Origin of the sequence: Streptomyces sp. 11x1, from assembly GCF_032598905.1 — a bacterium.
Classification (GTDB): domain Bacteria; phylum Actinomycetota; class Actinomycetes; order Streptomycetales; family Streptomycetaceae; genus Streptomyces.
In genome coordinates this window covers 133,142-148,705 of the sequence record NZ_CP122458.1, presented here as the reverse complement: position 1 = coordinate 148,705, position 15,564 = coordinate 133,142, and the positions used below count along the sequence as shown (strand labels likewise).

Genomic DNA, 15,564 nt, shown 5'->3' with positions numbered 1-15,564 from the left:
TGCGAGAGGCAGTCATGACCACCGTTTCGCACCTTGACCGGGCCACGGTCGGTGACACCGTCAAGCGGGTCGTCGTCGCCGAATCCCGGTTGTCCATCGACCCCGCCACGATCGCCGACAGCGAACCGCTCGTCGGTGAGCTGCTGCGCGTCAATTCCCTGGGTTTCGTGGGCATGCTCGTCCGCATCGAGGACGAACTCGGCACCACCCTGCCCGACGACCTGTTCGTCGGGCGCAGCTTCCAGACCGTCGGCGACCTCATCGACGTCGTCCTCTCGGGCACGGAGACCACCCGATGACCGTCGAGCTCCCCACCAGTTGGCGCAGCGCCCTGCCGCACCTGTCCGAGCCGATGCCCCCGGACCTCACCCCGGAGACGGCGGCCGGCAACGGCGTCGGCGTCAATCTGCCCATGGAACTGGTGCGGCAGAGCGTCCTGGAGCGAGAGTTCTGGAAGATCCCGGAGCCGGTGCTCGACGCCTACCGCCAATTCCGGCCCACCCCGCTGTGGCGGGCGACCGGCTTCGAGCGAGCCATCGGCGCCCGCGTGCCCGTGTACGTGAAGTACGAGGGCGGCAACATCTCCGGCAGCCACAAGCTCAACACCGCGCTGGCGCAGGCCTACTACTACAAGCAGGCCGGTGTGAAAGAGCTGGTCACCGGTACCGGAGCGGGTCAGTGGGGCACCGCGCTGGCCGCAGCGTGCGCGCTGTTCGGACTGCGCTGCCGAGTCTTCATGGTCGACTCCAGCCTGCGCCGCAAACCGTACCGCGGGGTGCTCATGCGCATGCTCGGCGCCGAGATCCACTCCAGCCCGAGCGGACTCACCTCGGTCGCCGACCGGCGCGGCGAGGGCATCGGCAACAGCCTGGCGCTGGCGATCGGCGAGGCGGTCGAGTACGCCTCCACCCATGACGGGGTCGCGTTCTGCATCGGCAGCGGAGAGACGTACAGCATCCTGCACCAGTCGGTCATCGGGATCGAGGCGCAGGGCCAGCTCGCGGAGTTGGACGGCCAGGTGGACATGGTCGTCGGCGCGGTCGGCGCCGGCTCCAACTTCGGCGGCATCGCCCTGCCCTTCCACGCCGAGGCCCGGTCCACCGGAACCCGGCCGCCCACGCTGGTCGCGGCCGAGTCCTCGACAGCGCCCAAGCTCACCCGAGGCGTGTACGCGTACGACAAGACAGACGCGACGGGCTCCGGGCCGCTGGAGGCGATGTACACCATCGGAAGCGACTACCCGATCCCGGACGCCCACTCCGCCGGCCTGCGCTTCCACGGCGCCGCCAAGATCATCTCCGCCATGCGGCACACCGGTGACGTGGCCGCCACCGCGGTCACCCAGCAGGAGGCCCTCGACGCGGGCCGGCTGCTCACCCGCAACGAATGCGTGCTCCCCGCGCCCGAGTCGGGCCACGCGCTCGCCGCGGCCGCCAAGCTCGCCACCTCCGGCGCGGACGGCATGCGGGCCGAGCAGGGCGTGCTGGTCTGCGTCAGCGGCCACGGCTACCTCGACCTCGCCGCATACGAGCAGCTGCTGAACGACGAGCTCGGTGACGAGGCGCCGAGCGAGCAGGCGCTGCTGCGCGCCGTCTCCGGGCTCACCCCCGCCGGCACAGGAGCCCCCGCCCCCCTGCTCGCCGGGGGTCCGCGGTGACCACGACCACCGAACCCGCCCCGCGGCGCGACCGCACGGCGCCGTCCGTCCGTGCCGAGCTCCTCGACTGCGTCCAGTCCAACCTGGCCGTGCTCGCCGACCGTCACCACGGGCCCGGCAGCCACCTGGCGCTCGGAGCCGTACTGCGGTTCACGCCCAGGACCGGACCGGACGGACTTCCCACGGTCGAGCCCGCCGCGGCCGACCAGCTGGCCGCCGTCGCGGACATCGGCCTGACGGAGCGCCTCCGTCTGCACGGGGTCGCACCGGCCCGACTCGCCGCCCTGGCCCGGGAGTACGGCCCGCTCTACGTCATGGCCGACACCTACGACATGCCGTGGCTGCCGTACCACCGGCAGCGGCACATGGAGCACAGCTACCTGGTGGCCGCCGAGGGCGACCGGGCACTGATCGTCGACGCCTACCACAGCCACACCCCCTGGGGCCTGGCCTCCCCCGGCGAGTGGACGATGGACTGGTCCGAACTGCCGGTGTCCTCGCTGGTGGTGGTGTTCGAGCCGGCCGCGGCTGGAGCGCCCGCGGTCGCCCCCGTCACCGAACACGGCGACATCGACGCCTACGTCGCCGCTTACGCCAACCACCCCGACCGGTTCGCCGCCCTCGACCGGTTGACCACCGAGACATGGCTGCTGGCACGTTCCCGGCGGTTGCACGCCGCCTTCCTGGCACGCGAGGGCCTGCCCACCGGACCGGAGACCGCCGCCTACCTGGAGCGGCTGGACCGCCTCGCCGAGCAGGCGTTCCTCGCCATGCGCCGAGTGCAGCGCGGACGCCCCGAACCGGACCGGCTCCTCACCGACCTGGCCGACGCACTGCGCGCCGACCGCGAGGTCTTCGCCGGCCCCGACCCACTGCGCGCCCGCGTGACCGACACCGTGGCGGACGTGCTCGGCACCAACACCGCCACGGTGCGGGCCGCACCCTCCCTCACGGAGATCCCCGGTTTCAACTCCTTCCAGGTCGTGGAGATCGTCGAAGCCCTGGAGGAGCGGCTCGGCGTCGAGTTCGCCGCCGAGGACCTGCTGCCGGAGAACCTCCACCGGATCGACGACCTGTGCCGGCTCGCGCAGGCTGCCCGGACCCGCTGAACCGACCCGACGTCCGACAGGAGCATCACCATGGAAGCCCGTTTCACCGAACTGCTCACCCCGTTCCTCAAGTACTTGGGCGACCAGGAACTCACCGAGGACTCCGACCTGCGCCGGCTCGGCCTCGACTCGATGCAGTCGATCGAACTGCTCTTCGCCATCGAGGACACCTTCGGCATCTCCCTGCCCGACGAGGACCTGAACGACGCGACCTTCGCCACGGCCGGCACGCTGTGGAAATCCATCACCGCGGCCGCCGGCGCGCAGGGTCTGGCGGACGCGGCATGAGCGCCACCCAGGCCGTGGCCCCCGGCACCGCGAGCCGCGCCCCGAACGACGGGCCCCTCATGGAGCGCGCCCGGTACGTGGCGGCCGTCGCCGCCGAGCACGCCCGTCGACACGACCGCGACGCCGACTTCCCTGTGGAGGCGCTGGCCGCCATGCGGGAGACCGGACTGCTGGGCCTGACCGTGCCCGGCGACCACGGCGGACTCGGCGGCACGCTCACCGACCTCCTCGACGTCTGCATCGAGCTGGGCCGAGCCGACATGTCCGTCGCGATGATCCTCGGCATGCACTGCCAGCAGGTCGCCGCGGTGACCGGACAGGCCGCTCCCCGGCTGCGCGACGAACTGCTGCCGCGGATCGCCGTCGGCGAGCTCTACCTGGCCTCCGTCACCACCGAGGCCGGCAAGGGTGGCCACCTGCTGACCGCCACGTCGGCGGCGAGCAGCGACCACTCCGGCATCGGCATCGACCGGTTCGCGCCGATCGTGACCGGCGGGGCCCACGCCGACGGATTCCTCATCACCGTGCAGGCTCCTAACGCCGCCTCGCCGAGCGAGGTCTCGCTCATCTACGCCGACCGCGGCCAGCTCACCATCGAGGAGAGCGGCGCCTGGAATCCCATGGGGATGCGGGCCAGCCACAGCGTCGCCCTCCGGCTCACCGGACATGTACCCGCCCATCAGGTGGTGGGCGAGCACGGCGCCTTCTCCGTCATCGCAGGCGAGGTGTTCGGACCGCTCGCCCACCTCGCATGGTCCGCCGCCTGGCTCGGCACGGCGACCGGCGCCCTGTCCCGGGTCGTGCGGATGCTGCGCAGCCCGGCCGGCCGACGCCGCTTCGACCTCGGCTCCGAGCTGCTGCTCGGCCGGCTCTCCGCCGCCCGTCAGAAGCTCGACAACGTGCACGCCCTGCTCCGCCACACCGAGCAGGCGGTACGCGCCACCGCGGACCTGTCCCAACCGAGGATGCAGCTGTTGCTCAACGCGTTGAAGATCACCGCCTCGGAGCAGTGCCACGCGGCCGTCGACGACCTGGTCACTGCCGTGGGACTGCGCGACGGCTACCTCAAGGACTCGGAGACCGGCCTGGAGGCCGCTCTGCGCGACCTCCGCTCGGCACCCATGAACTACAGCAACGACCGTCTGCACCAGGCCGACGGCCGCCTCACCCTGCTCGACCCGGAGGTACGTCTTGCCTGAACAGGCCCTGCTACGGCTCGCGCCACCGACGGCTTCCGACTCCGGTCGGCTGCCGATGGAGGCGGACGGGCGCGCAATATGGGCGACTCTCGGCGAGGCCGGCCAGCTGGCCGGCGTCTACCGCGACGGCGACCCGGCGGCCGGAATCCTCACGGACCACCTCGACCGGCTGATGACCGACCTGGACGCCCGCTTCGGCATCGCCTCCACGCTCCCGGTGTGCATCCAGATCGCCACGACCGTACCGCTGCTCGCCCTCGGCGGCGAACCGGCCGCCCGCGCTCTTCGGGACGCGCTCGCCGGCACCGCGGTCGTCGCCCTGGCCGCGACCGACGAGGGTTCGGGAGCCGACCTCGCGGGTCTCGGTACCACAGTGGCCATCGAGGACGACGTGCTGACGGTGACCGGCGGCAAACGGTGGATAGCCGGCGCCACATACGCCGACCACCTGCTGGTACTCGCCCGCCACCGGGAGAGCCGGCACTTCACCAGCTTCACCTGGGTTCTCGTGCCCGCCGACGCGGCCGGGGTGACGATCGAGCCCGCCGACACGACGCTGTTCGAGGGTTCCGGTACCGGACACATCCGGCTGGACGGGGTACGGCTCCCGCGCGAGCACATCGTCGGGCGGGTGGGGCGCGGACTGACCTCCTTCGCCTCGCACATCGCGGTCGAGCGCCTGGCCGGCGCCCTGTGGGCGGTGGCGCTGTGTGCCCGTACCCTCCGGCAGACCAAAGCACGGCTGGAGGAACGCGCCCACGGCGACGTAAACCTCTGGCAGCTGGAGAGCATCCAGCAGCGGTTCGCCCTCGCCCTGCTGCGCACCCACCAGCTCGACGCCGTCGTGCACCGGCTCGCCGAGCGCGTCGCCGGCAACCGGGACACCGCCGCCGCGGCTCTGCTCAAGGCCGCCGCGGCCACCACGGTGGAGGCCGTACTCACCGACTGCGCCCAGTTGCACGGAGCCGAGGGCTTCACTACGGCCGGCGCCCAGTGGACGAGGGCGCAGGCCGCCTTGTGGGGCATCGGCGGCGGCACCACAGAAATCGTCCTCGGCACCGTTGCCGGGGCCGCCGACGGACTCCTTGCGGAGTTGCCCGCATGAAACCGATCGAGATAGCCCCCGATGTCTGGGCCGTGTGGGGACGAGGCACCACGGCCACCCGCGGGCACCCGGACGACCATGCGGCGGCGGCCGGCATGGCGACCTGGCGGGCCCAGGAGTTCCTGGCCGGCCGGGCCACACTGCGCCATCTGCTCGCCGAGGTCGTGCCCGAGGCCGCCCTCCTGCCGGTGGTACCCGGACCGAACGGCAAGCCCTGGCTGCCCGACCGGCCCGACCTCGGCATCAGCATCGCCCACGACGAGGGCCACTTCGCCGCGTGCGTGGGGTTGGGCCGCGCCGTCGGCATCGACATCCAGCAGCCCGTCGCGCACCTCGACCCCGGTGTCGTACGGCGGTGTGTCCGCATCGGCCACGAGAACCTCAACGCACTGCCGGCCGCCGAACGCTCGCTGGCGTTCGCCTGGATCTGGACGGCCCAGGAGGCCTGCGTCAAGGCCGAGGGCAGCGGTCTGGCCGGCGGCCCGTGGACCGTGGACGTCAGCCCTGGCCAGAGCGCGGGCACCTGGAAGGGCTTCACCTGGCGCAGCCTGCGCGAGACATCGGAGACACCCCTGAGCTGCGCCTGGGAGGCCGCATGAGCAACAGCGTGATCAACGATCCGTCGAACGCTCCCGCCGATGGCATCGCGGTCCATGTGCCGGCACCGGAGTTGAGCTGCTACACGGCCAACCTCGTGGCGTACCTGGAACCGGAGCTGCCGCAGGTCACCGACCGGCTCGCCGAGGCGGTCCGACTGGCGGTCCGCACCGACCATCCCAGCGGCCGGCTGGCGTTCTCGCACCACCACCGCGTCGACGGCACGGCCAACCCCGGCCGGCTGGTCTACCGCAGCGCCGCCGACTGGTCCGCGGCCCGCGCGGCCCTGTACGAGGAGGCCGAGCGCAACGGCCGGGTGCTGGCCGTCGCCAACACGCGGACCGTGCCCTGGTCCCCGGCATACGGCACGTCCACCGCGGCGCACTGGGTGCTGCTGGAGCCCGCGCCCGGCGGCCCCGGCACCTGGCTCGTGACCGACCGGTTCGCCGCCCTGCTCCCTGAGGGCGAACAGCACGCGTACACCGGGGTCGTCGACGACGCCGCCCTGCGCGTGCTGCTCACCCCGCTCGGCGTGCTGCCCGCGCAGTATGAGCTACGGGACGTCCATGCGCTGGGCAACGCCTCGGAGCTGCCGGACCCCGCCCACTACCGGTGGCTGGTACGGCACTCGGCACCGCCCACCCCACCTCCCGTGGGCCGGTGGCTGTACCGGCCGCTGGAGGTCCTGGAGTTCGTCGCCGACCGGCTGGGCGCGGACCCGGCGCTGCTGGCAGCCCACGCCGACGACCTGTGGGCCGCCGCCCGGCACCAGCGGCTCCGGCTGAACCTCCTGGCGCGCACGGGTGCGGTCTCGCCGCGGGCGGCCGAGGCCGCCGCGGCCAGCTGGGGGGAGCTGCCGCGCTCCCTTCGCTTCGCCGTCACCTCGGCCGAACGCCGCCGTCCCCGGCCCGGCGTGATCGCCAAGGCCTTCGCCGACGTCGTCGCCACCATGACCCGCGTAAAGATGGAGGAACAGAGCTGATGTCCCACCAACCCCGGCTCCACGACTGGTTCGCGCGGTCCGCGAAACGGTACGCGGACACCCGCACCGCCCTGGAGGTGGACGGGCACCACCTCGGCTACGCGCAGCTCTCCACCCTCGCCGACATCGTCGCCGACGAGATCCTCGGCCGGCACGGCCGCCCGCCCGCCCGAGTGGGACTGCTCGCCTCTCGCTCGATCCTGGCCTATGCCGGCTACCTCGGGATCGCCCGGCTGGGAGCCACCGTCGTACCGCTGAACCCGGCCTTCCCCACTGCCCGCAACAGCGAGGTGGCCAAGGTGGCGGACCTGGACCTGGTGGTCGCGGACGCCGCTCTGCCCGGGCTGGACGAACTGCCCGTACCGGTGCTGCCGCTGATCGACCCGCTTCTCCTCGCCCGCTCCGCTGGCCCCGCCCCGCGGCTGCCGGAGGCGGACGTCGCCGGCACCGACCTGGCCTACATCCTGTTCACCTCCGGGTCCACCGGGCGTCCCAAGGGCGTCCCGGTCACCCACGACAACGTCGCCGCCTACCTCGGGCATGTGATTCCCCGGTACGGTCTCGGTCCCGCCGCCCGGGTCTCGCAGACTTTCGACCTCACCTTCGACCCGTCCGTGTACGACATGTTCGCGGCCTGGGGGTCGGGCGCCACGCTCGTCGTGCCCACCCGCAATGACCTGCTCTCCCCGGTGCGGTACGTCAACCAGCGACGCATCACCCACTGGAACTCCGTGCCGTCCGTCGCCGCCATCGCGCTGCGGCTGCGCGCCCTGAAACCGGGCGCCATGCCCGGCCTGCGGTGGAGCCTGTTCTGCGGCGAGGCGCTCAGGACGGCCCACGCCGAGGCCTGGCGCGCCGCAGCCCCCAACAGTGCCCTGGAGAACATCTACGGGCCGACCGAGATGACCGTGACCTGGACCGAGTACCGGCTCCCGGACCGGGTGCAGGACTGGCCGGACACCGGCAACGGGACCGTGCCCATCGGCACGCCGTACCCCGGCCAGGAGCACCTCGTCCTGGACGAGGAGGGCCGCCCGGCCGAAGAAGGGGAGCTGTGCGTACGCGGCACCCAGCGCTTCCCCGGCTATCTCGACCCGGCGGACAACGCGGGCCGGTTCCTGGTCTTCGACGGCCGACGGGCCACGGTGTACGACGGGACCGGACCGGTCACCGCCGAGCACTGGTACCGCACCGGAGACCGGGTGAAGCGACTCGACGGGGTGCTGGTGCACCTGGGCAGGCTCGACCACCAGCTGAAGCTCCACGGCTACCGGGTCGAACTCGGGGAGATCGAGTCCCTGCTGATGCGCCAGCCGGGCGTGACCGACGCCGTCGTGGTGGCCGTACCCGGCCGCAAGGGCGAGCCGGTGCTGCGCGCCGTGTGCGCGGGCGGCCCGGGCGACCCGGCACGCCTGCTCGACGTCCTGCGGGCCAGGCTGCCCGCCTACATGGTGCCCGCTGGCCTCGACTTCGTACAGGTATTGCCCCTCAACGCCAACGGAAAGGTCGACCGAGTCGCGCTCGTCGACTCCTTGCCCCGATCGACAGCGGCCTGATAGGCGGACCATGACCATCGAGACGACTATCCCCGCCGTCACCTCGCTGGACCAGGGCACCTTCCGGCGTGTCATGGGGCGCTTCCCCACCTTCGTGACGGTGATCACCACGGAGTCGCCCACGGGCCCCGCCGGGTGCACCGCCACTGCCGTGCTCTCCCTGTCCCTGGCCCCGGCCAGCGTCATCGTGTCGCTGCGCAGCGAGGGCCGGACGCTTCAGGATGTCCGCGCCTGCGGTAGCTTCGCCGTCAACGTCCTGTCCTGGGAACAGCGCGGCTACGCACAGCGGTTCGCCACCGGGGACCCCGGCCGGCGCTTCAACGGAGTCCCGCACTCCCGCCGGGATGGCGTGCCGGTGCTGGACGGCTGCCCGAGCACCGTCGTGTGCCGGCTGCGCGACACCATCGAGGTGTTCGACCACACACTCCTGATCGGCACCGCGGAACGGGCCGAGTGCTCCGACGACGACCCCATGGTGCTGCTGGACGGACAGGCGCACCGGCTTGCCCGGGCGGAGTTCCCCTCCCTGTGATCCCCGTGACCTCTACGATTCGTACAGGAGCTGCCACGTGACCCCTTCCGCAGCCTCCGCCGCGGTCGCCCACGCCGCGGCGGGCCAGACCACCGCCCACCACGAACTGCTGCATTCCCTACTGCTGTCCAAGGCGGCGGTGGACCCGGACGCTCCGGCCGTCGTCGAGTTCGTGGCCAACGGCAGCGTGCGTACCACCCGTTATCAGGAACTCGGCGACCTCGCCCGGGCGTACGCCGCGGATCTGCGCGCGCTGGGCCTCGACATCGGGGACCGGGTGATCCTCGAGTCCCACACCTCGGCGCACGCCATCGCCATGTTCCTCGCCTGCTCGATGGCGGGACTGCCGTTCGTGCCGGTCAGCCCCGAGACCCCGGACCAGCGACTGTCGACCATCATGGAGGCCACGGGAGCCGCCCTGCACCTGCAGACCGAGGAAGGAGCCCGGGAGGGCGTTCCCGCGGAGGCCGGCCTGGCCAGGTTCGGGTCCGGCCGGCTGGCCGTGGAGCGGGCACCGCGCCCGCGGACCCGTCGGCGGACCGAGCTCTGCCCCACGGACACCGCCTACATGATCTTCACCTCCGGTACCACCGGACGCCCGAAGGGCGTGGTGATGAGCCACCACGCCGTCACCTCCTTCTACCGGGGGATGCTGACCCAGGGCATCGTGGGCCCGGGCGACCGGGTCGCGACCACCTCCCCGCTCCAGTTCGACTTCTCGCTGCTGGACATCGGCCTCGCCCTGGGCAGCGGAGCCGCCGTGGTGCCGGTGCCGCGCGGCCTGCTGCGCTGGCCCAACCGGTTCCTGCGGGTCCTCTCCGACACGGGGGCCACCCAGGTCAACGGCGTGCCGTCGATCTGGCGGCAGAGCCTGCGGCACCTCCCGGACGGCATCGCCGCACTCACCGGGGTGCGCGGAGTGCTCTTCTGCGGCGAGGACTTCCCCCTGCCCGAACTGCGCCGCCTCCAGGAACTGCTGCCGCAGGCCAGGCTGATCAACTGTTATGGCGCGACGGAGTCGATGGCGTGCTCCTTCACGGACGTGCCGCGGCCGCTGCCGGCGGATCTGGAGAAACTGTCCATCGGCTACGCCCACCCGGGCGCCGAGATGCTCCTGGTCGACGAGTCCGGCGCCGTCCTGGAAGAGCCCGGGGTGCTCGGCGAGATCCATCTGCGCACCCCGGCGCTGTTCACCGGCTACTGGGACGACCCCGCGGCCTCGGCCGCCGCCCGGGTTCCCGACCCGGCCGAGCAGCGTTCGGGCCAGCTGGTGCTGCGGACCGGCGACCTGGCGTATCGCGGACCGCAGGGCGAGCTCTACTTCTGCGGACGCCTGGACTCCCAGGTGCAGATCCGGGGCAACCGCGTCGAACTCGGCGAGGTGGAGCGCAGGTTGCGGGACCACCCCGCGGTGGCCGAGGCCGTGGTGCTGCTCGTCGAGCGAGAAGGGCTCGAACTCCGGCTCGTGGCATGTCTGGTGACCCGGGACGGCACGGACCTCCCGGCCGACGGCCGGCTGACCGCGTTCTGCTCCGAGGCACTGCAGAGTTACATGGTCCCCGACGAGTTCCACTTCCTCGCCGCGCTGCCTGTCTCCCCGAACGGCAAGGCCGACCGCCGGGCGCTGGCCTCCCGTCTCGCCGAGGTGGCCTGACCGTGTGGGACGTGGAGACGGACCCACCCGACCGATCGGCGCACGGGGTGCCCGGCGAGCAGGTGTATTTGAGCTACGCCTATCTCAACGCCGGTGACTACGACGCCTTCGCATCGCTCCTCGCCGACGACGTCACCGTGCAGGGTCCGCACGGCACCGCGGGCCGCGGGCGCGACGGGGTGATTGCGGCGGAAACGAGCCGGCAGTTCCGGTACTCCGTGGAAGACGTGTGGGTCGCTGGACCACGCATTGTGGCGACCGGCATTATCTATACCCGTCAGGAACCCGTTAGGGAAACCGATTTCGCGGCCATCTTTACTCTGTCAAAATCTGGCCTGATCTCCTCTTGTCGGACATATGTATCGCACATCTCCGCTGATCAGGCCATGGAGGTCAATTGAACAGAAGGCCAGGTCCGCGCGGGGATCCGGATCACCGACTGCTTGCCGACCGGATGTCGGTACCGTGTTAGCTTGACGATCATCGCATTCGACCGGGGGGATCCGATAATGCCGACTACCGACAGCCCTGTATTCCGTGTCCTCGGGCCACTTGAGGTTACGGGAGCGTCGGGCGCGGTGTGTCGTATTCCCCGAGGTCGGCAACAGGTCGTACTGAGCGCGCTCCTTCTCGAGGCGAACCGAGTCGTCAGCACCGAAAGCCTTGTCGACGCGATCTGGGGCGACGCGCCTCCCGCGACCGCGCGTACGCAGGTGCAGACGTGCGTATCCGCCCTGCGGACCAATCTCGCCGTGATCGGTGAGCACACGAGTCTGCTCACCCGGGAGCCCGGATATGCCATGGAGGTCACCGGTGGCCGACTGGACGCGGCGCTGTTCTCCCGGTACCGCAAAGAGGCCCACGAGGCGGCCGAGTCGGGCAGCCTGGAGGAGGCCGCGGCTCTCACTCGAAGAGCGGCCGATCTGTGGCGCGGCCCCGCGCTGAGCGGGACCCGGAGTCACAAACTCCAGTCGATGGCCGCACAGCTCGACGAGTACCGGCTGATCAATCTGGAGACGTACGCCGACCTGGAACTCCGGCTCGGCCGGCACGCCCGGGTCGTTCCCGAACTCTCGGCCCTGGTGGCCGAGTACCCGCTACGCGAAGGACTGCGGGCGCGGCTGATGCTGGCCCTGTACCGGTCGGCCCGGCAGGCCGAGGCACTGGAGGTGTTCCGGGCCGGCCGGGCGATCCTCGTGGACCAGCTGGGCATCGAACCGGGCGACGAACTGCGGCGGCTGGAGTCGGCGATCCTGGCGGGCGACCCGGAACTGCGGCACCCGGACGCGGATTCCGTCCCCGGCATCGCGCCCGTCACCCCCGCGCCGGACCCGGCGTCGGCGCCCACTCCCGCCGCCGAGCCCCCGGAACCGTCCGGGCGGGTCGTGCCCTTCCAACTGCCGCCCGACAACGCGCACTTCACCGGACGCGTCAGCATGGTCGCAACGGCGAAGGACGTGCTCCTGGCGGGCGGGGAGAGCCGGCCCACCCCCGTACTGGTCCTGGCGGGCCCTTCCGGGGTGGGGAAGAGCACGATCGCCGTGCACCTGGGCCACCGGCTGATGCACGAGTTCCCCGACGGGCAGTTCTACTGCGACCTGGCCGACGCCGGGTCCTCGCCGGCCACGGCCCTCGACGCGCTGGGCCGGTTCCTGCGCGCCATGGGCATACCCGGCGCGCAGATACCCGAACCGCTGGACGAACGAGCCGAGATGTACCGCAGCCTGCTGGCCGGCCAACGGACGCTGATCGTCCTCGACAACGCCTCCAGCAGCCACCAGGTGCGCCACCTGCTGCCCGGCAACGGCACTTCCTCCGTCATCGTCACCGGCCGCTCCGGCATCACCGGCCTGCCGGGAGCCCGGTCGCTGTACGTGGACGTGTTCGACCCGGAGGAGTCGATCGAGATGCTGGCCGCGGTCGTCGGCGCGGACCGAGTAGCGGCGGAGCCGGACGCGGCCCAGGACCTGGTGCGCATGGTGGGGCGACTCCCGCTGGCCCTGCGCATCATCGCCGCCCGGCTCGCCGCGCGTCCCAACTGGTCGCTGGAATGGATGCGGGACCGGCTCTCCGACGAACGGCGCCGGCTGGACGAGCTGTCCCACGGTGAGCTGGTCGTCCGTTCCAGCCTCGCCCTCACCTACGACGGCCTGACCGAGGCGTGCCGCCGCCTGCTGCGGCTGCTGAGCCTGCAAGACGGCGGCTCGGTTCCCACCTGGGTGGCGGCCGCCCTGCTGGACACCGACCTGTACAGCGCCGGCGACCTGCTGGAGTCGCTGGTGGATGCCCAGATGCTGGAGATCGACAGCACGGGGGCGCCGGGAGAGCCGCACTACCGGTTGCAGTCGCTGGTGCGGCTGTTCGCCCGGGAGGAGCTGGAGCGGTACCGGGACGAGGATGGGGCAGACCTCGCGCTGACCCGGCTCGTCGGAGGCTGGCTGGCGCTGGCGGACGAGGCCCACCGCCGACTCTACGGCGGCGACTTCGCCATCCTGCACGGGCAGGCGCCACGCTGGCACATGCCCGGGGCACAGGTCGACCAACTGCTTCGCGACCCGATGGGCTGGCTGGAGAACGAACGGGCCAACCTCTGCCACATCGTGGACCTCTCCGCCGCGGCCGGACAGACAGAGGCGTGCTGGAACCTCGCTGTCACCCTCGTGACGATGTTCGAGTCGCGCTGCTACTTCGACGACTGGCAGCGCACGCATGAGAAAGCCCTGGAGGCGACATCCAGCGCGGGGCTGCTCCGCGGGCGGGCGGCCATCATGTGCTCCATGGGCTCGCTGTGCCTGACTCGTGCCCAGTTCACCGCCGCCCGCGCCCTGCTGGAACCGGCCCAGGAGTGCTTCGCCTCGCTGCACGACACCCATGGGCTGGCGTTGACCCGGCGTAACCTGGCCCTGCTGGCCCAGCGCCAGGGGGACGAGCAGGCAGCCCTCGCGCTGCACCGCCAGGCAGTCGCGGACTTCCAGGCCGTGGGCGACCTGGTGGGCCAGACCAACACCCTGGCCCACCTCGCCCGCCTCGCCCTGGAGCAGGGCTGCCTCGACGACGCGGAGAATCTGCTCGACGAGGCGCTGGACATCTCCCAGCACACTGGAAGCCGTCGTATGGAGAGCCAGGTCAGGTTCGTCATGAGCGACCTCATGCAGCGCCGCGGACGCTATCAGGAGGCTGAAGGCCAGTTGCGCGGCGTGCTGGAACTGGTGCGCTCCCGCGGGGACATCGCCGGTGAATCCCGGACCCTGCATCGCCTGGGAACCGTCAACGCCTGCTTGGGCCGGATTTCCACGGCGCAACGGCTGCTGAACGAGGTGCTGGCCATCCGAGAGCGAACCATGGACAGGGTGGGCGCGGCGGAGGTCCGTCTGGAACTCGCACAGCTGGAGGCCGAGCACTCGGCACACCCGCCCTACGTCGGATTCGGATCAAGTGGCACGGCCTTGGGATCCGCAGGCCGCTGACCCCCGCGATCCACGCCGCCCGGCCACGAGAAGTCCGTGAGCTACGCCGCCCTGACGGAGGGAGAGGGCCACGGCGTGTTGTCGGCCGCGTTCTGGTGGGCTGCGGCCGAGGGCCACGGGGTGTTGCCGGCCGTCACCCGGACCTGCTCGCGACCTGCGTCCACCACGTGCATGCCGAACATGGTGACGACGGCTGCGGTAGCGGTCAGGAGGGCGGTCGTGACGCCCGTGAAACGAGTACCCACTGAAGTCTCCCCTTGTGAGGTGTGAACGGTGAGCCGCATGGCTGGTTGGCTGTTCACGAACGTAGGAAGCCGCGCCACTGATCCGCTATCGCTCCCGCACCGTTCCACCCCTCACGACGCCGCCGAGGCCAGTGCCGGAGCAGTAGGGCAACGATAGGGAGCCTGCGCAGGGTGGAGGTCGACACAGCAGTCCTGTTCCGGACGGAGGGGATTTCGGACTGTGGACACTCCTCAACTCGACGCCTTCGTGGCCGTGGTCGACATCGGTAGCTTCACCAGGGCCGCGGCCCGGTTGAACCTTTCGCAACCGACGGTCACCACCCGGGTCAAGTCCTTGGAACAGGGACTCGGCGTCACCCTCCTCGAGCGTCTGCCGAGCGGTGTGAGACCCACTGCCGCCGGCCGTCAACTCCTGCCGTACGCACGCGAGATCATCTCTCTCACCGGCCGTGCCCGGCAGGCCATCGTCTCAGGCGGCCAGCCCCACGGCCGCGTGGACGTCGGGACGGTGGAGAGCCTGACCAGCTACCGGCTCCTGCCCATGGTCGAGTACCTCTACCGCCGCTACCCCAAGGTTCAGGTCGCGCTCCACGCGGGCGCCGGACCGGACGCCGTCGCGGCCGTCCGGGAAGGGCGGCTGGACTGCGCCTTCGTCGTCGGCTCGCCCGAGGAGCACGAGGGCCTGGACACCCTGATCCTCTGCCCCGAGCCCATGGTGCTGGTGAGCAGCCCCGGGCACTCGGCCGCCGGCCGTGGTCCCGTCTCCGAGGACGTGCTGCGGGCGACGCCGATCATCCGGGCCGACACCCGGGCCGGCTACCAGCTCCAGTTCGAGCAGGCGCTCGGGCTGGCCGGCCCGGATCGTCCCCGCGTCTTCGACCTGGACTCCATCGACGCGGCCAAGCGCAGCGTCGCCCTGGGCATCGGCATCGCGTTCATCCCTCTCGTCTCGGTAGAGCGGGAGCTCGCCGAGGGCACCTTGTCCGCGGTCGACTGGGCCCCGCCCTTCGAGACGTGGACCCAGGTCGTCCGCCGCAGGACCAAGACCCCGAACAGCGCGCTGGACGCGCTGGTGGCCGCCGCTCTGGACGTCGCCGCCGAACACATCGACGACCGCGTGCTCGCGGCCGGCTGAGAATGCGCCGCCCCGCGGGCCGGCGCCTCGACACACCA

At 71.5% G+C, this 15,564-nt stretch carries 15 protein-coding genes; 14 read left to right on the top strand and 1 reads right to left on the bottom strand.

Translation table 11 applies throughout. The features are described from left to right. The first annotated feature begins 14 nt into the window (after positions 1-14). The 13 genes from P8T65_RS00735 (at position 15) to P8T65_RS00675 (ending at position 14,146) form a co-directional block, all read left to right on the top strand. Positions 15-299 (top strand): acyl carrier protein, encoded by a 285-nt coding sequence (locus P8T65_RS00735; protein ID WP_316723471.1) that lies wholly within the window; start codon positions 15-17, stop codon positions 297-299. Next, positions 296-1,657 carry a TrpB-like pyridoxal phosphate-dependent enzyme gene (locus P8T65_RS00730; protein ID WP_316723470.1) on the top strand — a complete coding sequence of 454 codons (1,362 nt, stop codon included), beginning with the start codon at positions 296-298 and terminating at the stop codon, positions 1,655-1,657. The genes P8T65_RS00735 and P8T65_RS00730 overlap by 4 nt, the downstream gene beginning before the upstream one ends. Next, positions 1,654-2,766, top strand: coding sequence for an acyl carrier protein (locus tag P8T65_RS00725; protein ID WP_316723469.1), 1,113 nt, complete (start codon positions 1,654-1,656; stop codon positions 2,764-2,766). The genes P8T65_RS00730 and P8T65_RS00725 overlap by 4 nt, the downstream gene beginning before the upstream one ends. 30 nt (positions 2,767-2,796) lie before the next feature. Beyond that, positions 2,797-3,054, top strand: a complete 258-nt coding sequence (locus tag P8T65_RS00720; protein WP_316723468.1) for a phosphopantetheine-binding protein — start codon at positions 2,797-2,799, stop codon at positions 3,052-3,054. Then, positions 3,051-4,253 (top strand): acyl-CoA dehydrogenase family protein, encoded by a 1,203-nt coding sequence (locus tag P8T65_RS00715; protein WP_316723467.1) that lies wholly within the window; start codon positions 3,051-3,053, stop codon positions 4,251-4,253. Before P8T65_RS00720 ends, P8T65_RS00715 begins: the two co-directional genes overlap by 4 nt. Beyond that, positions 4,246-5,358 (top strand): acyl-CoA dehydrogenase family protein, encoded by a 1,113-nt coding sequence (locus P8T65_RS00710; protein ID WP_316723466.1) that lies wholly within the window; start codon positions 4,246-4,248, stop codon positions 5,356-5,358. The genes P8T65_RS00715 and P8T65_RS00710 overlap by 8 nt, the downstream gene beginning before the upstream one ends. After that, a complete protein-coding gene (locus tag P8T65_RS00705; protein WP_316723465.1) occupies positions 5,355-5,957 on the top strand; it encodes a 4'-phosphopantetheinyl transferase superfamily protein in 603 nt (200 codons plus the stop codon). Before P8T65_RS00710 ends, P8T65_RS00705 begins: the two co-directional genes overlap by 4 nt. Then, on the top strand, positions 5,954-6,937 hold the full coding sequence (locus P8T65_RS00700; RefSeq protein WP_316723464.1) for a hypothetical protein: 984 nt from the start codon (positions 5,954-5,956) through the stop codon (positions 6,935-6,937). Before P8T65_RS00705 ends, P8T65_RS00700 begins: the two co-directional genes overlap by 4 nt. Further along, positions 6,937-8,493, top strand: coding sequence for an amino acid adenylation domain-containing protein (locus tag P8T65_RS00695; RefSeq protein ID WP_316723463.1), 1,557 nt, complete (start codon positions 6,937-6,939; stop codon positions 8,491-8,493). Before P8T65_RS00700 ends, P8T65_RS00695 begins: the two co-directional genes overlap by 1 nt. Before the next feature lie 10 nt (positions 8,494-8,503). Continuing rightward, entirely contained in the window at positions 8,504-9,025 is a 522-nt protein-coding gene (locus P8T65_RS00690) for a flavin reductase family protein (RefSeq protein ID WP_316723462.1), read from the top strand. A 37-nt stretch (positions 9,026-9,062) separates the two neighbouring features. Beyond that, entirely contained in the window at positions 9,063-10,679 is a 1,617-nt protein-coding gene (locus tag P8T65_RS00685) for an AMP-binding protein (protein WP_316723461.1), read from the top strand. An 11-nt stretch (positions 10,680-10,690) separates the two neighbouring features. Further along, positions 10,691-11,080 carry a nuclear transport factor 2 family protein gene (locus P8T65_RS00680; protein ID WP_316723460.1) on the top strand — a complete coding sequence of 130 codons (390 nt, stop codon included), beginning with the start codon at positions 10,691-10,693 and terminating at the stop codon, positions 11,078-11,080. Between the two features lie 108 nt (positions 11,081-11,188). After that, positions 11,189-14,146 carry a BTAD domain-containing putative transcriptional regulator gene (locus P8T65_RS00675; protein ID WP_316731444.1) on the top strand — a complete coding sequence of 986 codons (2,958 nt, stop codon included), beginning with the start codon at positions 11,189-11,191 and terminating at the stop codon, positions 14,144-14,146. Between the two features lie 41 nt (positions 14,147-14,187). Here P8T65_RS00675 and P8T65_RS00670 read toward each other — a convergent pair whose 3' ends face one another. Further along, positions 14,188-14,391 (bottom strand): hypothetical protein, encoded by a 204-nt coding sequence (locus tag P8T65_RS00670; RefSeq protein WP_316723459.1) that lies wholly within the window; start codon positions 14,389-14,391, stop codon positions 14,188-14,190. Positions 14,392-14,611: 220 nt separating this feature from the next. Between P8T65_RS00670 and P8T65_RS00665 the strand changes: the two genes are divergently transcribed. After that, positions 14,612-15,526 carry a LysR family transcriptional regulator gene (locus P8T65_RS00665; protein WP_316723458.1) on the top strand — a complete coding sequence of 305 codons (915 nt, stop codon included), beginning with the start codon at positions 14,612-14,614 and terminating at the stop codon, positions 15,524-15,526. Positions 15,527-15,564 lie beyond the last annotated feature (38 nt).